This window comes from Neobacillus sp. S1115 (assembly GCF_055385565.1).
Genome location: NZ_AP038275.1, coordinates 5,729,427 through 5,748,763, shown reverse-complemented (window position 1 = coordinate 5,748,763; position 19,337 = coordinate 5,729,427). Strand labels below are relative to the sequence as shown.

The following is a 19,337-nucleotide window of genomic DNA, read 5'->3' as shown; positions in this document are numbered from 1 at the left end:
TGTACAATGCTAGGTGCACTATTAAGTATTGCTTCGGCCGCAGTGTCGATTGCAAGGTCATTGACAGTTATTGCTTCAGCTATTTCAGTCGTTGCCCATACGGTGATTTCCGTTTGTAAAGCACTGGGCTTAATTGAAAATCCTAATCTGAAAACAGAAGATCTGGGTGAAAGGGCATTAGCGGCAGCTGATGTTGAAGAGTTAAAGCCTGAAAGATTCAAAACATATGAGGAATATGTAAAAGCAATTGAAAAGTTCGAGGTTGACCCTGCTAAAGCAGAAAAATTCACATTAGAGGAAAAAATGCAAAAGGGTCTAGAGCTTACATCGGGGCTCTTGATTGATAAGTTTGGGGAAACGGCTGCAGATGTGTTACGGGAAGTGGCAAAAAGGCCGGATTTCTTTGACCCAACACGCACAATGCAATATTTAGAAAAAGCCGCTTCTAATGAATTAATCATTGGCGATATTTCGAAGTTGCTAGACGGGAAACTAAAAAATGTCGACGACATTCTTAATGTAAATGGGCAAATGGTAAGCATTGAAAAAATAATAAACCCCGAAGCAACACCGCGTCAGCTACAGCAAATAATTGATGCTCAAAAAACCGAATAGAAACAAAAAACCAAACATGCCAAAGGGTTTCACACTGTGGTTGTTTGGTTTTTTTTGATTTGATCAAGTTAATTAAAGGAGGTTGGTATGATTACTTGATAATTCTTTAATAATTGTTCAACCGACTTTCCTTCTTCTTCAAGAAGGACCTTGATGAGCGAATCAGTAACATCCTTAATTTTTTTGAAGATGTCTTCGTCGATATTCAAATACCCATGGGCTAAAATACTATAATTCCTTGATTCTGTTGCATTGCGGAGCTTTGATGGATGAACCGATCTTGTGACGGGATCTTCAAGAGCGTAAAGCAAAAGATGGCTGTTAATTAGAGCAAGCTGGCAAGGAAGCTCGGTCCATGGTGATTTTATATTTGCTTGTTTTAATACCTTATTAACTTCGTCTATTATTTCATTTTCTGATTTCCCAATTAGACTGTAATCGGGCTTGTCACTTTCTATTCCTCTTACCCCTAATCGATGCTGAAAAACCATTTCAATTATTCTATAAAGATATAAGGCTGATAAATCTAACTTTTTTTGTTCTTGGCGTTTGATGGCTACCGAATAAAAATACAGGATTAATTTCTCCATAAAATCTTTATCGCTTAATGAATAAAGAGATAAGGTTTTCTTTCCTAGATGTTGGTTTAGGATTTCAATTATTCCAAGTTGTTTTTCCAACAGGTCGTAATCTTCATATGATAAGATGTTATTTCTGACCCTGATTAAACTTTTCTTACCTTCGTTGAGAATCCATTTTAAGTTTTCAAGAGTTTGATTCAACTCTAAAGACTCCCATGAGGAGTAAGCTCTTGCTAATTTCGCTAATATTGGATAATCGATATAGTCGGGAAGCTGTATGGAAATTTGGTCTAAGATTTCTGCAGCCGCTAAATATTCTCCTTGTTTCCACAGTTTTACTGCGCGCTGAAATTCAATTTCTCCGAATAAATCGTATGGGTTAGTTACCAGCTCTAATGATTCAGTTCCCGGTTCTACCCTTTTGATTGCCGGGTTCCACTTGCTGGAGATGTAGATTAAATCCGCACCAATCATTGCTCCAGCCATAGCCATTCCTGCGGCCATCGATTTTGTTCCTCCTGTGAAATCAATGGCAATTTTCCCACCATTAACTTTTCTCGCTATCCTTTTAATGGCATCATAAATGAAAGTCGGATTAATTCGATCAATTTCCTCTTTATGTATTTGGCTAGGTTTTAAATTTAAAATGCTGAAAATCTTATCAATTTGGGTTTCTGTTTCAGGAGTATATAAAAAATATATCTTTTTAGGTTTAACGGCCTCTATTGAAAATAATAAGGGTTGATAGGTAGTACCTACAGACAATATAAGCGCTTCATATTCATGTTTTAGTTTTCGTGATTGGATATCCTTAAATTTTGTTCTTATTAGTGGAAGTAAATGTGTTTCATAAAAGGAATCGCGTTCTGAACTCTCTAATGTGAAAAATTCATCTGTAAGGTCTTTAATTTTCTCGTTACACAAGATATTCTCTCCTTTATAACCTACTATCACATTAAGTTTATTATACAATCTTAAAGGATATTAAAAAATTAGTATTTTTGGTATAAATTTCTCCAATTGCTATTAACAAAAATAGTAAAAAAACAACTTCGTTCGACAAAAACCGACATCATTTTTAATTGGGTTCTAGTAAAATTGTCTTATTGCTTTTGTAGGAATAATAGAAATCGTACAGTAAATTTAGGAATTTATTATTAAATGGAACCTTGTTAAAAAGAATGGAGTGCCTGTATGCAATTTTTTATTTCACCTGCTTTTTATTATGTCTATTCAGCATGTTTAATCACTGTATTTTTCGTTTTGTTGGTTAAGGTACTGAAACCATATAAAAACGCCAATAAGGATAGCCAACTTGTTATAGAGAAACTAAAGGATATTGTTAAAAACAGTCATTTAATCCAAAGCCGTGTACAAGGGTTTGATCACTTTATCTCTCAAGATACGAATTCTTCGTATATAAAAACTTGTGTTCAGCCGGCATGGGAATATTTTAAGGGAAAATATTATTATTCCCAGCATAACCAACTTGATTTTACTCCCGATGTTTATGATTTCTTCCTCGAAGAACAGTTTGTTCAAAAATACGGGAAGCGGAAATTTGCTGAAGCTGTTCCGGGTATGTTTTTAGCAGCAGGGATATTTGGTACATTCCTTTCGATTGCTGTCGGAATTTCAATGTTGGATATAAAAGGCGATGCAAATTCCTTAAAGGATGGTATTGGATTATTGCTAGAAGGAATGCAAGGGAAGTTTATTTCATCACTTGTTGGTATCGCTTTGTCTATCATCTGGCAAGTTTATGATAAAGCAGTTAGTTACCCTGTATTATCTGAAAGTTTCCGCAACTTGCGTCAGCAACTAGATCATGCCTTTCCTACACAAGAAGAAAGCGCTGTATTATATCAACTGTTAAAGAATGAAGAAACCCGCTTTAATCAATACCGTGAGTTTATGAGTAAGGATATAATTCCTGAGTTATCAAAAAGCTTGGGAGAGAACATAAAAAATACATTAGTCCCTGCTATAGAGCAAATTAAGGTCAGTATTTTGGTTATACAGAAGAAAGGCGTTTCTGATATGGTCAATCAATTCATTGATTCTTTGAACCAAATGGCTGGCGATCATATGAAAGAACTTGGTGAAACCGTAAACAAAGCAATTGAGTGGCAGGAACGTGTTCATCATGAAGTCGAAACCTTGGTTAAATCTATACAGGAATCTGCTGAAACCCAATTGAAAATTGGTGAGCGAAATGTTGCTATTTCAGATAATGTAGTTCAGTATGCAGACCGTCTAGAGGAAATAGTCATTCAATTTACTGATGTGACAGGAAAAATGAATACCTATCAAGCAGAGGTAACGAATTTACTTGATAAATTAACAAAGGAACGAGATTTGTTCCATGAGTTTTACGATAAACATATGTTTAATTTGCAATCTGATATCGATACGATTCAGCATTTAACAAAACATCAAGTTGAATACCAAAGTAAGTTAGAAGAAAATCTACAATTGATGCAAAACTTAAGCAATTCCCAAATGGTACTATCCAAGTCATTAACCGACCAAGCTGAGAATGCACAATCCATGACGAAGGAATTAAACAAAACTGTGTTTGCTATGCAAAATCATGGGTCCATGTTTACCAAATTACAATCCCAGATTAAGGAACAATTTGAAATCTTATCAAATGATCGTCAAAAGCATGACGAGCTCTATGAACAATTGCTAACAAGAATGACCGAGCAATCGGCAGACATGGATAGGCATGTGAAAGATTTGAAGGATATATGGGATTCTGCGTCAAATGACTTATCGACATCGATGAATAAGTTTGTTTTGGATATGAATCAAGGACTTACACAAGCTTTCAAGCAAGTGGATGTGGAACTTGCCAAATCCGTTAACTACCTGACAGAAAGCACAAATGCTATTCAATACGGAGTTTCCGATTTGCCAAATATCATGCAAGATCTGAAAGTATCCCTAGATGAATTGAACAAAAGAGCGGTAGGGTGATAGAAAGTGTCCAGAAATTTCCGAAGCATGGAACGACATGTCATACATCACGAAGAAGAGAAAGAGAGCAGCTGGGTATCATATACCGATTTAATGTCGGCATTACTTATCATATTTGCCTTGGTATTAATGGTTACTTTGTTTACTATGCAGCAAAATTATGAAGAATCGTTGGCTTTTCTTAAGAATAAGCAAGAAGAAATAGATAAACAAAAGGCAGAGATTGAGCAGCGCGACCAGATGATCCAAGAAATTGTCGGTGTTAAAGGTGAAATTATTCGTCAATTAGTAGATGAGTTTAATGGAGAACTGCAGATCGATAAACAAACGGGAGCCATAACGTTTCCTGGCGGTGTATTCTTTGATCATGACAGCAGCACGATTTCACCTGCTGGAAAAGAGTATTTAAATCAGTTTATACCTAAATATGCCTCTGTCTTATTATCTAAGCAATTTGAAGGTAATATTGCGCAAATTATTGTGGAAGGCCATACCGATAACGAAGGGACCTATATATATAATCTCAAGCTTTCCCAAGATAGAGCTTTATCTGTTGTGGAAACCATTTATTCAAATGATTTTCCTAATTTCGAAAATAAAGAAGCATTAAAAACCATCATTACCGCCAATGGCCGCTCTTTTAGTGATTTAGTTATTACAAATGGTCAAGTCGATTTAGAAAAATCCCGACGTGTTGTTTTTAAATTTCGTTTAAAAGAGGAAACAATGTTGGAAAAAATCCAAACGATGGTGAATGAAAATGGTAAGTGATTTCGCATTTTTTCCAAGTCTATTGCGAAAAGAGAGGGATAAGTCTGAAAAGAATTATCGACACATTGAAGATCAGGTGCTTCAATCAAGAGGCCCAATTGTTTTGCCGCGCTTGTTGAAGTTGATTCAAAATATGGAAAGAGAGCAAGTTGTCTCATTGGCAGAAGAGTTATCCATTTACGATATTAAGCTATTAATGAAAGGTTACCCTTTTTTTGAAGCCCCCTGGCAGACTCGACAAAATGTTAATTATATACTCCTTGAACGATTCCAACCCTGGATTGGACAAGCGGTGTGGAGCCTGTTTCAACAGGAGTGTCATGATCCTTTTATTCAAGGTTTAATTAAAGGTATCTTTCAAAAGGACAGAGGCTCATTCCTAGGGAATTACGTTGACGCTGAATTTTCGTTTGTGGAAGTGTTCCAACATCCAGAAGGACCGTTGGCCGGGCTGGGTGAATTATTAATTCGAAACAACCGTCCATATAAAGACAACCTTTCATTGCTGCATATTCGGGAAGGGTCTAATCTAGAAACCTATCTCATTCACTATATGCTTTTAAAAGGTTTTAGAAGTAATTGGATTATTACGCGCGAGGGTATCCATCAGATTGTAAACCTTTTGGCCCGTTACCCAAAGGAAATTTATACGGAGTTAATCCAAAGTTATTTAGAAAACCGGCTGTTAAACCAGTTTCATTACGAAGTACTTTCACAAGCATTGTATTTATTAAAAGATCCCCGGAAACGGTCTGAGGAATGGACCTTTCTTAAAGACGCTGAAATAGATAAGGTTAAAGGTTGGTTAATTAATCGGGAATTAAAAACTTATTTTAATAAAGATAATCAGCGGTTTGAATTTTGGGGGAAATACAGCCAATTTATGGAGAAGGTTTCCAAGTTGGAATCACCCAATATTGTATTTATATATTTTGATAGATTTGTAGTCATGGAATTTGGAGAAGAAGGAGCAGCCCATTTTTATGACAAGGCCGGCTTCGAAGAAGTAATATTGCCAGTTTTATCATCGAGAGAATTTGCAAGAACACAAAACGTTGCAAGGAAAGAAAGTATGATTAAGATTACCATTCCAAAAGTAAATGGCCACCCGTTGTTTATCACAAAATTAAATCATACGAAAAATTGGGAAGCAAGTTTTTCCACGTTCCTGAAGGATCATTTTAACCTTAACTAAAACCATCCATCCAAAGGATGATTTTATATAATTTTTATCTACGAAAGAGGAGAGATATATATGTCATTGCGTCGTTTACCTGTTTATTTATTACTAGATTGTTCTGGATCGATGTTTGGGGAGAAGATTGAAGCCGTTCGTCAAGGAGTTAAAGCGTTAGTTGCTGATTTAAAAACTGACCCGCAAGCGTTGGAAACAGCTTATATTTCTGTTATTACATTTGATAGTTCAGCCAAACAAGTCGTTCCACTTACGGATTTAATGAATTTTAAGGACCCAAAATTGGAAGCTAACGGAGCAACTTCTCTTGGGGAGGCTTTAACACTGCTTGAGAGCTGTATTGCACGTGAAGTACAGAAAACGACAGAGAGTCAAAAAGGTGATTGGAAGCCAATGATCTTTTTAATGACAGATGGTATGCCAACAGATACTTGGGAGCATGCAGCAGACCGTATTAAAAAATCAAAACCAGGAAATATCATTGCTTGTGCAGTGGGGTCAGATGCCGACACTTCAGTGCTGAAACAAATTACTGAGATAGTATTGGAATTAAATGTCTTGCAGCCTGATGCATTCAAACAATATTTCCGTTGGGTTTCAAGTTCCATAAAAATGACATCACAATCGGTAGCACAAGTTGACGGGGGTGCTCCTGTCAGCCTGCCACCTGTGCCGCCAACTATCACCATTATTCCTTAAGAATCATTTAAATAAGAGGTTGGGCCTTATCTGACCTCTTTTTTTATATTGCAGATGGAGGTATTAATCGTTTATGAAGGAACAACTCCTTAAAGCCCTTCGTTGTAAAATCGAATATCCTTATGAACATGAAAGTACTAAATATGATGATGCTTGGGGTCAATTTCGCTACACTGATGAGTTTGATAAGTTTTTTAAATTAATTTATAGGGATTTATCAAGCTACCTTTATGAGTTCTTATCATATATTGCCCCGGATTTTTCAGAATCTGAGAAAAAGCAAGAATTAATAAACCAGTTTGTAAAAATAATGCTAAATCCACCAATAGCCATTTCTTTTAAAATAAATATTATATTAAATAAATATAAAAAAGACTGGTTACCTTCCAACAGAGAAAAGCTGGAATTACTGATATCGTCTTTTGAACAAAAGTTAGATGAAGTGTTGCTCAAAAAGAAGGAGAGTTCTCAAGAGTCGAAAAATATAGACTTAATGATACAAGTTGAGGGGCTGGAATCATCAGGCGTGCATCTTAAAGAACAAGCGTCAGTTGATAGTCTGACTGAGGAAACTGTAAAAAACGATAGTAACTCAAAGGATAGTGAGAGAACATCTGAAATACCACCTTCAACACAAGTAGAAGAGACTGCAATAAAAGATTGTAAAGAACTTCCTAATGAGATTAGGGAGCAAGACGGCTCTAAACATGTTGAGAGGATTTCTTCAAATGGGGAGGACCTAGTTGAAGGGCCTGCTATTAAAGATAAACAACCCCCTGTTCAAGAAATTGGTTCTGTCGAGGATTCTGAACCAATTGAAGAGGTTATAATTAAATGGAACCATTTAGATATTGAAGATGGCCCAGATAAACATGAGGAAAGCTTCTCGAAGTGGGATAAAAATGCTTTTAATCCCATTACTCTAATTGGTGCGCGTGTTCGAGGCAAAAAACATAAACATGAAGGAACAAACTGTGATGATTGGTTTGCTATGGAATCTGTCGGAAAATGGAACGTTATCGCAGTTTCAGATGGTGCAGGGTCAAAGAAGTTTTCTCGCGTTGGGGCTAAAGTTTCTAGTGAGGCCGCGGTTGAATTCTTAATGCAGCAGTTGGAGAATTGTAATCTGGAAATAACGGGCGAAGGAAACGATTTTTCAAGGGATCCTGAGAGCTATCAATTTGTAAACAAGGATTTAGCCTATATTGAAGAAAGCTTACATACTGCATTTTTCAAAGCGTATCATGCGGTGGAGCAAGCTGTAAATGAACGTATGAATGGTGAAGAAGCCTCCGTTTACCGTGAGATTTTGCATCGTGATTTAGAGGTAAATGATCTTTCTTGTACTCTATTATTAGCCGTTCAGACAATCGTAAATGGTAAAAGTTTTATACTGGCCTGCCAAATTGGCGATGGTGCCACAGTAGCTATAACAGAAAATCCTAAACATCCTGTTTTCGTCCTTGGCGTTTCGGATGGTGGACAATACTCCGGGGAAACTGATTTTTTAACTTCTAGAAAGTTTGAGAAGCAAAACTATTTGTTGAGCAGGACCTATCCTTGTTACGGTGCCATTCGGGCACTAATGGTCATGACAGACGGTGTTGCTGATGATTATTTTCCTGCTAATGAAAGAATGAATCTCCTGTATGAGGATTTATGCCATGAGAAAATTATTGTGAACGTAAATGAAGAGGACTATGATGCTCAGGCTGAGAGATTAAAATATTGGCTGGATTCCTATCAAGTTCGTGGTTCTTTTGATGATCGGACTTTGGTGGTCTTATATAAGGGTGATAGTAATGAGTAAGAAAAAGATCGCAACGTTATTAGATGGTTCCACAATAGAATATATTGAAACGGACAATCCTCCTTCCGGAACCATGAAAAAGACGTATTTCACTCCGGATAAAAAGCATGCTGTTCAATTTTTTCTGCAGCAGTCTGAAGCGGATATGAAAGAACGCATGACAAGATTACAGGCTATTATCGGCAGATTTAATCCTACGCTTTCAGAGGGGAAAGGAGGCGCACGTGGAGCTACCGATACTTCCGCTGACTATTTTAGTAACATATTCTGTTGGCCGACAGGAATAGTTGTAAAACCAGAGTTTGGTATTGTTGCACCTGTATATCCTGATAACTACTTTTTTAAAGCAGGCGACCAAAAGGGACTGGAAAAAAAGGGCCGTTGGTTTCAGAGTCCTAAGTTGAGGCCGAACCTTCATGCATCTGAACGCGGCGATTTTATGAAGTATTTACGGATCTGTATTTCTATGAGCCGAGCGCTTCGACGCCTGCACCAAGCCGGGTTAGCTCACTCTGACCTTTCAAGCAATAATGTTCTGATTGATCCTGTAAAAGGAGAGAGTATTATCATTGATATTGACTCCTTGGTCGTGCCTGGAATTTTCCCGCCAGACGTAATGGGAACGGCCGGATATATTGCACCGGAAGTGATAAAAACACAGCATTTGCCAATCAATGACCCAAATAGAATTAATCCAAGCATTCAAACAGACCAGCATGCACTTGCTGTCTTAATTTATGAGAGTTTGCTGCTTCGTCATCCTATCGATGGTCCAAAGGTTAATAGTACAGAATCTGCCGAAAAAGATAATATTATGAGCATGGGTGAAAAGGCATTGTTCATTGAACATCCACATGATCGATCCAATCGCCCTAAAAATGTAAAACTACCTTATCAGAAATTAGGTCCACATATAAGCTCGATTATTGAAAGGGCGTTTATCGATGGGCTGCATGAGCCCAACTTGCGTCCAACGGCAATGGAGTGGGAGCAGGGATTAAATAAAACATGGGATATGTTGTACCCTTGTCAGAATCCATCCTGTGATCATAAATGGTTTATTCTTGATAATGTTAGTGATGTTAGATGTCCATCATGCAATACTAAGCCGAATAAGCCTAAAACCATTCCGATTCTTAAATTTAGAAAACAAATTCGTCCCGGCCAATGGGTTAGTGATGGTCAGTTAGTACTTTACGATAATATCTATTTTTTCAATTGGCATGCCTATGATCATATATATCCAGGAGAAAATGCAGACCGGACTCCGCTTGGATATTGCTCCTTCTATCAGGGAAAATGGATTTTAGTAAATCAACAGCTACCATATATGATAACCGCAAAGGGGAACAGAGTCCTTCCGGGACAGGGGTTGGAATTGAAGGATGGAGATGAGATTACATTCTCCACTAATCCTCATGGGCGAAAAGCCTTTGTGCAAATTGTAAATGTTTAATGTTGGAGGTTGAATGTGAAGCATACTGCCATATACTTACTAGTAGATATTTCAAAAACTTCAGATGGTTCAATTCAGCCTGATATCCAAAAAGCCATTCAATTGTTGTATTTTCATTTGGATGGTTTTTCTTTTAAAGAATATATCAATTTATATGCAATTGGATTAGATAGAAGTTCTTCCCCTATTGTTAAGGCACTTAATAGAGTAGAAGATAAATTGGAGATTTTAGAATGGACCACAAACCCTTCTGCAGGACTGGATTTGGCTGCGGGGTTAGGAACGCTTATTCAGGATTTACAGGATCGTTCCCACCAAAGGGTGAAACCAATTATTTTTTTAAACGAGCGCTCTGGTACACCAATCTATAAATATATTAAGAAATTAGAAAATATGTCCGATATTATTGAGCCTTTTATCATTGTGGCCTGCAATGAAACAGCGAAGCTTCATAAAAAGAATATTCCAAATGCTCTGTGGGTGGATATCAATGACTTCATAGCTGGCTGGCAGCAAATACTTGCTAATTGGCTATCTAACCTAAATGGTAATGACCAGCAGGATGTTATTGTAAATGTGGGCTTTAATCCGATAGCTTCCTTGCAGGATGTTATTGATAATAATAATTTTTCTGAGATTCAACTGTTTCCCAGCGAATTTCAAGGACCGATAACCATTGATAAACCCGTCACTATCGATGGCCGAGGAGCAACTATTTGGGTTCGTCGAGGACCTGGGGTGCACATAGTTTCTGATGGAGTCCAATTAAAAAATCTTCGAATTGAAGTGACAGATAAATCTAATACATCGGATAACATGGAGGATAGTTGTGCCATTAAAATAGACCCTGAAATCCAAGTAGGTCTTGAAAACATATTAGTCAGGGGGACAGTATCAGGCTTATCAAATGAGGAAGGCATATGGAATTACCCTCATACTTTAGATTTGGGTATGCTGCCAAGCCGTGTTCCTGTAAATGGTATCCTTCGTTTCGTGGTACCGACTCAGGTAAGAATTGTTTCTCATGTTGATGGACTTGAGATTGATACAGAGGTGTTAAAACCAGGATTTAATGAAATCCGCATATGCATCGATGAAATGCTTTCTAACACATTAATTGACGGCACCATTTCTCTTTTTACCGAGCAGGTTAAACGTCTCATCTACGTGCGTGGGTATGCTATTACTGAAAAAAGTAAAGTTGCTCGAAAATATAAAACAAAGGTTTTCTGGCAACCAGAAGATAGGAATTTGAATCAATCAAAGAAAACATTATTTGAAAAACTCATTTATAGGTTAAGAAATTTTAATAGAAGAAAAACATAAAAGATGAACTGAACCCCGTCAAGTAGACAGTATAAAAAAATAAAATTAGGCAATGCCCTTAGTTCGATATTCTATCGGGCTAAGGCCATTAAATTTGGCTTGTAAACGATCTTGATTATAAAACTGAATGTAGTCTTTTATATCCTTTTGAAGTTCCTCAAAGGATTGATATCGGTGAAGATAATATCTTTCTACCTTCAAAGTCCCCCAGAATGATTCCATGCATCCATTATCAATACATTTTCCTACTCTAGACATACTGTGGATAAGATGATTTTCTTCAACTATTTTCTTAAATCCGTTTGATGTATATTGAAAGCCACGGTCACTGTGAATTAAAAGTTTCTCATCATGTAAAGGATTCTTTGTTAAAGCATCATTAATCGTCTTAAAGACTAGCTTATTATCATTTCGATGTCCGAATACGAAGGATACGATAGAATTGTCGTACAGGTCTAAAACAGCGCTTAAATAAGCTTTTTGCCCATTCTCATATTTCAATTCGGTTATATCAGTTACCCATTTTTCGTTTGGATGTGCTGCTGTAAATTATCGATTCAAGATATTCTCTTTTACGTTATTATCAGAAGGCCGATGATCCCATTTCTTTTTCCGTCGTATCTTTGACTGTAGTCCAACTAAATTCATTAAACGACGAATTCGTTTTACATTATAATGTTTATTCATTTTCCGGTTGAGATTCATCGTAATACGTCTATAACCGTAAATTCCATCCACCTTGTCATAAATTGCTTTAATTTCTTTAAGTAATCCTCGATTTCACTTTCCTGATCGGTTTCTTTTCGATTCTGCCATTTATAGTATGAAGATCGATTGATATGGCTAATTGAACATAGAAGCTTAATAGGGTAATTCATTTTTTCATTTAATTCACGTATTGCACAATAAGCGACTTCATTCCGAACCTTGCTTAATACCGCCTTCTTTCTATTTCTTCCAACTTTTTTAATAAAGCATTTTCGGCTTCTAATCGATAATTTTTCGCTTCTAATTCCTTAATCTTAATCCTCAATATCTCTTGTTCTGACAGTTCTTCTTCAGGTTTCTTTCTTCCTCGGCGGTCCCGTAGGGACTTTGGTCCACCCGCTTCATACTTTTTTGTCCAACTGTATATTTGTTGATAGCTAATTTGATATTTGTCTATGACAACTGAATAGTTATGCCCATTCTTGATACATAAATGAACGGCTTCTACTTTCTCCTCAAAGGATAATTTTCTGGAATGACTCATAAGGGATTTCCTCCGAAGAGTATTTACTTCTTTTTGACATAAAAATCCCCCTAAAGTAACGACAGATTTTTGTTTTTTCATCTGTCTACTTTAGGGGGAGCATATCATTGAGGAAAATCAGTTGTCTTTTATTTTGTGTAAATAAAGCCTGGAAACTCTTAAATGTTTTAGAAGATATTTATGGCAAGATACATAATACATTTGATTATTAAATATAGTTTTAAGGAATACTAAAATTACTAGGGAAAGGAAGGAGTGAATAAAGATAGTATTTAATGACGTTCTATTTTTATATTTAATCAATAATCCCTTTCTTGGGAAAACTATTAAAACAAATATTGAAGAAGAACAGATTTATGTGAGTTTTAATATCGGTGAAAATGAATTTACCTACATCCAGAATCAGTATGATTATAAACTATATGGAATGGGAGACTACCTTGGCAGGTATGACGCCAAGAATCTAGTAGAGAGTATAAAATACTGGATTCAAAACATATGGACTCACTCAACATAGCACATGGGGACGGTTCTCAAGCCTCGTTTTTTTCTTCTAATTCCCTTTTCAAAGATTCTTTTTACTCCGATGAAAAAGGGAAGAGACATTATTCATGATATTCGAATTCTCAACACCCGGACTGCCCGCTAATTTTATATACAAAATTCACAAAAATATCCAGCGGCGCTAGATTGCCGCCGGATACGTTTCTCTATTTATTCCATATGGAATCCCTTGCTTTCCATAAACTCCCGCATGTGCGATCTTCTCTTATCCTTCATAAAATGGGCCATGGACTCGGTCCAGTTAGTATTTTTGTTTTTGGTAGAACGCAGCTGATAGTAGCTGCTCATGGTTTGGTCATAGTCATCAAGTAAACTCTTGTATTTCTCCTCATTGTAGACATTTTCATGGAGAATCGCGTCTAACGGCAGTCTTGGTTTTACCTCGTTCCTTTCGGCAGGAACTCCTAAGCATAGTCCAAATAGTGGAAATACTTTGTCTGGAAGGCCGACAAGCTCGCTAATCGGGCCGGGATTATTCCGGACACCGCCGATATAGCAGCCGCCGTAACCTAGTGATTCCGCAGCCGTAATGACATTTTGGGCAATAAGGGCGGTATCAATAGTGGCCACGATAAAATTCTCAAGATTATCATGTTCAATCACAATCCCGTGCTTTCTGCCGGCTGCTTCTAGGCGCTTTAAATCACCGCAAAATAACAGGAATTCTGCAGCGTCTTTAATATGAGGATTTTTGGCAAGTTCAGCGATTTGATCCCTTTTGTCTTTGTCGGTGATGCGGATAATCGAATACGCCTGGACAAAATGCGAGGACGCCGCACCAGTCCCCGACCTGAGGATTTCCAACAAATGTTCTTTCGGAATCGGTTCCGTCAAATACTTGCGAACAGAGACATGACTTTGCATTACATTAATAGTTTCAGATAACGAATTTGTGTTTTTCATCTAAACCTTCCTTTCTTGAGGCAGAGGGACGGTTCTCGTGCATCAATCTTATTAAATTTTGGCTTGAGAGAACCGCCTCCATGTTTTTTTGCCTATCCATTGCTAGAGTTTATTATAACTTATTGGAAAAGAAAGATTCTCGTATCACGGGGACGGTTCTCATGCATCATTTCAGCCAGTAGTTCTACCATTCAAGGCTGAGTACACCATTTTAGTGCATAAGAACTGTCTATGTTCCCTGCCCAGCATCCATTTTTGATGCACGATCGTCCCCACGTATCACTCATTACATAAATTTCCCAACACCGGCGAATATTAAGTCTATATTAAATTCTAGATTTGATAGGAGCTTTGGAATGATGGAAATTGCCAATATATTAGTGATTATTGAGTTTGTTTTTATCGCGCTTATCCTGCTTGGTGTGTTTGTTTTTATTGGATATTTGTTAATTTTCGACCGGAATCAGAAGCAGCATTCGATTTTGCGGAATTATCCCGCGTTGGGTCGGATTCGTTATTTTTTTGAAAAAATTGGCCCAGAAATGCGGCAGTATTGGTTTAATAGCGATACGGAAGGAAAGCCTTTTTCGCGGGATGATTATGAGCACATTGTCAGGAGCGCGAAGTATAAGCGGGATGTCGTGGGCTTCGGGTCGAGACGCGATTTTGATGAAGAGGGATTTTTTGTCCGCAATTCTATGTTCCCGAAACTAAACGAAGAAATCAAAATGGACCAGGAAACAATGGTTACGACGAAAAAATATATTTTGCTAAATGACCCGCTGTTTACGGACCGGAAGGAAAAATGGGAGGATGACGATGCGCTGGCCAACTTGCTGCATGATGATGATGCGGTCGTGATTGGTCCCAAAACCAGGCACCCTTTCGTTGTCAAAAGCTTAATCGGCATGTCAGCGATGAGTTACGGCGCATTGGGGAAAAACGCCATTACAGCATTATCTAAAGGTTTGGCCCTGGCGAGGGGGACCTGGATGAATACCGGCGAAGGCGGCTTGTCCCCGTATCATTTGGAGGGCGGCGCCGACATCATTATGCAGATTGGCCCGGCTATGTTCGGGGTTCGCGACGCAAATGGGGAGATAGACTGGGATGAATTAAAGCGGAAAAGCGAGATTCCGCAGGTGAAGGCCTTTGAAATAAAGCTGGCGCAAGGGGCCAAAACCCGCGGCGGGCATATTGACGCGGAGAAAGTCAATCCGGAAATCGCCGCCATCCGAAAGGTGGAGCCCTATAAATCGGTAGACAGCCCGAATCGCTTTAAACAATTTGGCGATATCGAGTCGATGTGTGATTTTATTGAAAAAATTCGCGAGCATACCGGAAAACCGGTCGGCATGAAGATTGTCATCGGCAGCCCCGATAGCGCGGAGGAACTTGCCAAATATATGAAGGAATCCGGAAAAGGTCCGGATTTCATTACCGTTGATGGCGGGGAGGGTGGAACGGGCGCATCCTATCAGGAATTAATCGACAGCGTGGGCCTTCCTATAAAATCAGCCCTTCCTATATTGGACTTAACCTTGAAAAAATACGGCGTGCGGGACCGCGTGAAAATCATTGCCTCGGGCAAATTGTTCACGCCTGACCGGATTGCCATTGCCATAGCGATGGGGGCGGATTTGGTCAACATTGCCCGCGGATTTATGATTACGGTCGGCTGTATTCAAACATTAAAGTGTCACTCAAATGCTTGTCCGGTGGGAGTGGCCACCACAGACCCCGACCTGCAAAAGGCCCTCGTGATCGACGAGAAGAAATACCGGGTGGTCAATTACCTCGTCACCCTAAGACAAGGGCTGTTTCGAATTGCGGCAGCGGCCGGACTGGACTCCCCCGTCCACTTCCGCCCAAACCATATCTGCTACAAGGACGATAAGGGTATCGTAGTTACATTAGAGAATATTCTTAGGGACATGGAAGAGCAGATTGGGTGAGGCATGGATGAGGCATGGGGACGGTTCTCGTGCATCATTCCATGTGTGTGGGAGTGGTGCGTGGGACGGTTCCCGTGCATCATTTCAAGGTCGAAATACGAGGCTTTACCGATGAAAAGGCCCGACTAGCGGATAGTGGCTAGTCGGGCCTTTATTGGCACAACAATCTCGTTCAACTCATGCATTTTCCAAACCATTTTGAGGCAAAAGAACCGTCCCCATGCATCACATTTATATCTCTATGCGCATAATAAAATGTTTATCTTCTACACTATCGAGCGAGAATGCCGGCCCGCGCCCGTCACCGACGTCAATGATGAGTTTGGTATGTTGCCAATATTCGTGTTGGCTTTTGTGCATGTAGAAAGGGACGCCTCCGATGCTGCCAATACAAATGTCAGCATCGCCTAGGCGAAAGTCGCCTTCTTTATAGCACATAGGGGCGGAACCGTCGCAGCAGCCGCTTGATTGGTAAAACAAGATCGGCCCGTGAGTTTTTTTCATAAACTCGATGAATTGAAGTGCTTCGTCTGTTACAGCCAAGCGTTCGGCCATTTTCCTTCGTCCTTTCGATTTAGAAGAAGCCTTGTGCTTTGCGGTCATAGCTTACTAATAAGCATTTTGTTTGTTGATAGTGTTCGAGCATCATTGCATGGTTTTCACGGCCGATACCAGATTGTTTGTAACCGCCAAAAGCAGCTCCTGCTGGATATTGGTGATACGTGTTGGTCCAAACACGTCCGGCTTGAATAGCCCGTCCGCTACGGTAAGCAATATCACCGCTGCGTGACCAGACACCGGCACCTAAACCATATAAGGTATCGTTGGCAATTTCGATTGCCTCATCGAAATCTTTGAAGGTGGTAACAGCTAGCACTGGGCCAAAGATTTCTTCTTGGAAGATCCTCATTTTGTTGTTTCCTTTGAAGACAGTTGGCTGAATATAGTTACCAGTTTCAAGACTGCCGCCAAGATGGTTTTCTTCGCCGCCAATCAACAGTTCGGCTCCTTCTTCTTTACCAAGTTTAATATAAGAAAGGATTTTATCTTTTTGTGCTTGGGAAGCTTGAGCACCCATCATAACCTCTGTATCAAGCGGGTTGCCCACTTTGATTGCTTTTACGCGTTCCAGCGCACGTTCGATAAATTTATCATAGATTGATTCTTGGACTAACGCACGGGACGGGCATGTACAAATTTCACCTGAGTTTAAGGCGAACATCACAAAGCCTTCGATGGCTTTATCTAAAAATTCATCATCCTTGTCCATAACGTCCTCAAAAAATACGTTTGGAGACTTACCGCCAAGTTCGAGTGTGACAGGGATAATGTTTTCGGTTGCATATTGCATAATTTGACGGCCGACAGCAGTGGAACCAGTGAAGGCAACCTTTGCAATTCTTGGATTGGTGGCAAGCGGTTTGCCTGTTTCAATACCGAAGCCATTGACAACATTGAGCACACCAGCAGGAAGCAGATCTTGGATTAACTCTACTACTACCAAAATGGATACTGGAGTTTGTTCAGCTGGTTTTAGGACAATACAGTTACCTGCGGCAAGTGCTGGGGCAATTTTCCATGCTGCCATTAAAATCGGGAAGTTCCATGGAATAATTTGTCCGACAACACCAAGAGGCTCGTGGAAGTGGTAGGCGACCGTATCATTGTCTAATTGAGTCGTACGGCCCTCTTGTGCACGAATGGCACCGGCGAAGTAGCGGAAGTGGTCGATAGCCAAAGGAATATCAGCATTTAAGGTTTCGCGTACGGCTTTCCCGTTATCCCACGTTTCAGCCACTGCGATCATTTCTAAGTTTTCTTCTAAACGGTCAGCAATTTTATTGAGAATGCTGGCACGTTCCGTTGCAGAGGTTTTTGCCCAGGTATCTTTTGCAGCGTGGGCCGCATCCAAAGCAAGTTCAATGTCTTCTGCTGAAGAACGGGCTGCTTTTGTAAAAACTTCACCCGTAACCGGGGACTTGTTATCAAAATATTGGCCTTTTACCGGTGCAACCCATTTGCCGCCGATAAAGTTATCATATTTTTCTTTGAAATGAATAACTGCCCCTTCAGTATTAGGATTTGCATAAATCATGATGAATCTCTCCCCTTTGAAGTATAGTTTCGAAAAATCACGATAATGAAACCGCTCTTATTATTACCGAGAATCATTATCAGTGCTTTTTCTATCTTTATGTTCTGCCTATTTTTAAGAGAGTTCAAGAAATATGCTCGGTGATGCACGGGGACGGTTCTTTTGCATCACACACTCCGAGGGGTTGGACAAATCGGAGCTCTCTATGGAGCCCTAATCGGCGGGTCAGGCGGATTTTTTTTGATTTCCGGATGTGTCGTTATAGAAATTTCTGAGAGTGACGTCCTTCACAACTGGATTTTTGTGATCTTAATAGACATATAAACAGTGACCGGGTTTCTAGGCCGACCTCTTCGACCCGAGGGTTTCCTGTACTTGGGCCCCTAACTTTTGGAGCTGTTCCACAATGCTTTTGATTTCTTTTATAGGCTGCAGCAGTTCGTTCGCTTCTTCGAGAAGAGAAGGGTCAAGTTTGCCGTCCGTTATATTTTTTAAATAAATGTCAATTTGATCAGCTAAAAGGGCATTTTGCTGGATGATTTGCTGGTGAAATTCAGCCGCCGTTTCCGGGACCTTGAGGGAATTAAAGGATTCAATTTCTTTTTTCATTTGCAGGAGCTTTGTTTTGAGGCCATTTGCTGCTGTTTGGCTCTCAGCAGCCTGTGTGATAAGTGGAGGGATTTCATTGGAAAACTGCGATACCTTTTCTAAATAGTTCTTGGCGTCCTTTACATAGTCAAGCGTATCATATGCGCTGTTCAAAAAGGAACAACCGCTTAAAAGCAACAAAAGACCAGCAAAGAAAGCCGCTAACCACCTTTTCATGTAAAAAACCTCCGCTTCGAAATTAGGCATTGAACTGCACCTATTATCATCATATGTGCAGGGAATTGGAGGAAGACCCGGAGGAACGTGGCCAGAAAATGGCGTATAAAAAATTTCCACCTCATAAGAAAAATAAGGCGAGGCTAGTCACGGTTTGACCTTATAATACTTATACTCAAAAGGGAAGGCATCCAGATAACATTTGGATGGCTTTTGTGTGGGTTTTTCTTATCATAAAAAAAGCAAGATTCTCCTCTTAAAACCATCCTTAAGATTACTAGCTAGTCAACGCAAGTATGGAAACCTAC

The 19,337-nt window shown here is 39.3% G+C and carries 16 protein-coding genes and 1 pseudogene; 9 read left to right on the top strand and 8 right to left on the bottom strand.

Translation table 11 applies throughout. The annotated features are described in order from the left end of the window. The first annotated feature begins 6 nt into the window (after nt 1-6). A complete protein-coding gene (locus ACZ5B7_RS28080) occupies nt 7-615 on the top strand; it encodes a hypothetical protein (RefSeq protein WP_464491849.1) in 609 nt (202 codons plus the stop codon). 68 nt (nt 616-683) lie between these two features. Here the strand turns inward: ACZ5B7_RS28080 and ACZ5B7_RS28075 are convergent, their stop codons facing one another. Next, nucleotides 684-2,120: a TIGR02710 family CRISPR-associated CARF protein gene (locus tag ACZ5B7_RS28075; RefSeq protein WP_464491848.1), complete on the bottom strand. Its 1,437-nt coding sequence runs from the start codon at nt 2,118-2,120 to the stop codon at nt 684-686. Between the two features lie 270 nt (nt 2,121-2,390). Here ACZ5B7_RS28075 and ACZ5B7_RS28070 point away from each other — a divergent pair, with 270 nt between their 5' ends. The 7 genes from ACZ5B7_RS28070 to ACZ5B7_RS28040 all read left to right on the top strand — a co-directional run bounded on the left by ACZ5B7_RS28070 (nt 2,391) and on the right by ACZ5B7_RS28040 (nt 11,435). After that, nucleotides 2,391-4,178 (top strand): hypothetical protein, encoded by a 1,788-nt coding sequence (locus ACZ5B7_RS28070; RefSeq protein WP_464491847.1) that lies wholly within the window; start codon nt 2,391-2,393, stop codon nt 4,176-4,178. Between the two features lie 6 nt (nt 4,179-4,184). After that, on the top strand, nt 4,185-4,949 hold the full coding sequence (locus ACZ5B7_RS28065) for an OmpA family protein (protein WP_464491846.1): 765 nt from the start codon (nt 4,185-4,187) through the stop codon (nt 4,947-4,949). Beyond that, nucleotides 4,939-6,144 carry a hypothetical protein gene (locus ACZ5B7_RS28060; RefSeq protein ID WP_464491845.1) on the top strand — a complete coding sequence of 402 codons (1,206 nt, stop codon included), beginning with the start codon at nt 4,939-4,941 and terminating at the stop codon, nt 6,142-6,144. Before ACZ5B7_RS28065 ends, ACZ5B7_RS28060 begins: the two co-directional genes overlap by 11 nt. Before the next feature lie 60 nt (nt 6,145-6,204). Next, nucleotides 6,205-6,843, top strand: coding sequence for a vWA domain-containing protein (locus tag ACZ5B7_RS28055; RefSeq protein WP_464491844.1), 639 nt, complete (start codon nt 6,205-6,207; stop codon nt 6,841-6,843). A gap of 73 nt (nt 6,844-6,916) precedes the next feature. After that, nucleotides 6,917-8,653: a PP2C family serine/threonine-protein phosphatase gene (locus ACZ5B7_RS28050; protein WP_464491843.1), complete on the top strand. Its 1,737-nt coding sequence runs from the start codon at nt 6,917-6,919 to the stop codon at nt 8,651-8,653. Further along, nucleotides 8,646-10,109: a protein kinase domain-containing protein gene (locus ACZ5B7_RS28045; RefSeq protein WP_464491842.1), complete on the top strand. Its 1,464-nt coding sequence runs from the start codon at nt 8,646-8,648 to the stop codon at nt 10,107-10,109. Before ACZ5B7_RS28050 ends, ACZ5B7_RS28045 begins: the two co-directional genes overlap by 8 nt. A 15-nt stretch (nt 10,110-10,124) precedes the next feature. Next, complete coding sequence (locus tag ACZ5B7_RS28040) at nt 10,125-11,435, top strand: hypothetical protein (protein WP_464491841.1); 1,311 nt, start codon at nt 10,125-10,127, stop codon at nt 11,433-11,435. Nucleotides 11,436-11,480: 45 nt separating this feature from the next. On the opposite strand, the pseudogene ACZ5B7_RS28035 reads toward ACZ5B7_RS28040, so the two are convergent. From ACZ5B7_RS28035 to nfsA, 4 genes and pseudogenes are all read right to left on the bottom strand, one after another. Next, nucleotides 11,481-11,972, bottom strand: a pseudogene (locus ACZ5B7_RS28035) (IS3 family transposase); the annotation flags it as partial. Nucleotides 11,973-11,984: 12 nt separating this feature from the next. Next, nucleotides 11,985-12,194 carry a transposase gene (locus ACZ5B7_RS28030; protein WP_464494587.1) on the bottom strand — a complete coding sequence of 70 codons (210 nt, stop codon included), beginning with the start codon at nt 12,192-12,194 and terminating at the stop codon, nt 11,985-11,987. Between the two features lie 172 nt (nt 12,195-12,366). Continuing rightward, nucleotides 12,367-12,687 (bottom strand): transposase, encoded by a 321-nt coding sequence (locus ACZ5B7_RS28025; protein ID WP_464491840.1) that lies wholly within the window; start codon nt 12,685-12,687, stop codon nt 12,367-12,369. A gap of 714 nt (nt 12,688-13,401) precedes the next feature. Continuing rightward, on the bottom strand, nt 13,402-14,154 hold the full coding sequence (gene nfsA, locus ACZ5B7_RS28020; protein ID WP_464491839.1) for an oxygen-insensitive NADPH nitroreductase: 753 nt from the start codon (nt 14,152-14,154) through the stop codon (nt 13,402-13,404). Between the two features lie 359 nt (nt 14,155-14,513). Between nfsA and ACZ5B7_RS28015 the strand changes: the two genes are divergently transcribed. Then, entirely contained in the window at nt 14,514-16,109 is a 1,596-nt protein-coding gene (locus ACZ5B7_RS28015) for an FMN-binding glutamate synthase family protein (protein WP_464494586.1), read from the top strand. A 231-nt stretch (nt 16,110-16,340) separates the two neighbouring features. Here ACZ5B7_RS28015 and ACZ5B7_RS28010 read toward each other — a convergent pair whose 3' ends face one another. The 3 genes from ACZ5B7_RS28010 to ACZ5B7_RS28000 all read right to left on the bottom strand — a co-directional run bounded on the left by ACZ5B7_RS28010 (nt 16,341) and on the right by ACZ5B7_RS28000 (nt 19,029). After that, nucleotides 16,341-16,664 (bottom strand): DUF779 domain-containing protein, encoded by a 324-nt coding sequence (locus ACZ5B7_RS28010; RefSeq protein WP_464491838.1) that lies wholly within the window; start codon nt 16,662-16,664, stop codon nt 16,341-16,343. 19 nt (nt 16,665-16,683) lie between these two features. Continuing rightward, the gene (gene exaC, locus ACZ5B7_RS28005) at nt 16,684-18,204 is read right to left on the bottom strand and encodes an acetaldehyde dehydrogenase ExaC (protein ID WP_464491837.1); all 1,521 of its coding nucleotides are present in this window, start codon (nt 18,202-18,204) and stop codon (nt 16,684-16,686) included. Between the two features lie 339 nt (nt 18,205-18,543). After that, the gene (locus ACZ5B7_RS28000) at nt 18,544-19,029 is read right to left on the bottom strand and encodes a DUF6376 family protein (RefSeq protein ID WP_464491836.1); all 486 of its coding nucleotides are present in this window, start codon (nt 19,027-19,029) and stop codon (nt 18,544-18,546) included. Between the last annotated feature and the right edge of the window lie 308 nt (nt 19,030-19,337).

What these genes read in the sequence shown, in the direction of transcription:
- ACZ5B7_RS28050 (WP_464491843.1), top strand. Translation starts at nt 6,917, where the DNA reads ATGAAGGAACAACTCCTTAAAGCCCTTCGTTGTAAAATCGAATATCCT.
- ACZ5B7_RS28045 (WP_464491842.1), top strand. Translation starts at nt 8,646, where the DNA reads ATGAGTAAGAAAAAGATCGCAACGTTATTAGATGGTTCCACAATAGAA.
- ACZ5B7_RS28055 (WP_464491844.1), top strand. Translation starts at nt 6,205, where the DNA reads ATGTCATTGCGTCGTTTACCTGTTTATTTATTACTAGATTGTTCTGGA.
- ACZ5B7_RS28000 (WP_464491836.1), bottom strand. Translation starts at nt 19,029, where the DNA reads ATGAAAAGGTGGTTAGCGGCTTTCTTTGCTGGTCTTTTGTTGCTTTTA.
- nfsA (WP_464491839.1), bottom strand. Translation starts at nt 14,154, where the DNA reads ATGAAAAACACAAATTCGTTATCTGAAACTATTAATGTAATGCAAAGT.
- ACZ5B7_RS28060 (WP_464491845.1), top strand. Translation starts at nt 4,939, where the DNA reads ATGGTAAGTGATTTCGCATTTTTTCCAAGTCTATTGCGAAAAGAGAGG.
- ACZ5B7_RS28070 (WP_464491847.1), top strand. Translation starts at nt 2,391, where the DNA reads ATGCAATTTTTTATTTCACCTGCTTTTTATTATGTCTATTCAGCATGT.
- exaC (WP_464491837.1), bottom strand. Translation starts at nt 18,204, where the DNA reads ATGATTTATGCAAATCCTAATACTGAAGGGGCAGTTATTCATTTCAAA.
- ACZ5B7_RS28025 (WP_464491840.1), bottom strand. Translation starts at nt 12,687, where the DNA reads ATGAGTCATTCCAGAAAATTATCCTTTGAGGAGAAAGTAGAAGCCGTT.
- ACZ5B7_RS28080 (WP_464491849.1), top strand. Translation starts at nt 7, where the DNA reads ATGCTAGGTGCACTATTAAGTATTGCTTCGGCCGCAGTGTCGATTGCA.
- ACZ5B7_RS28015 (WP_464494586.1), top strand. Translation starts at nt 14,514, where the DNA reads ATGGAAATTGCCAATATATTAGTGATTATTGAGTTTGTTTTTATCGCG.
- ACZ5B7_RS28010 (WP_464491838.1), bottom strand. Translation starts at nt 16,664, where the DNA reads ATGGCCGAACGCTTGGCTGTAACAGACGAAGCACTTCAATTCATCGAG.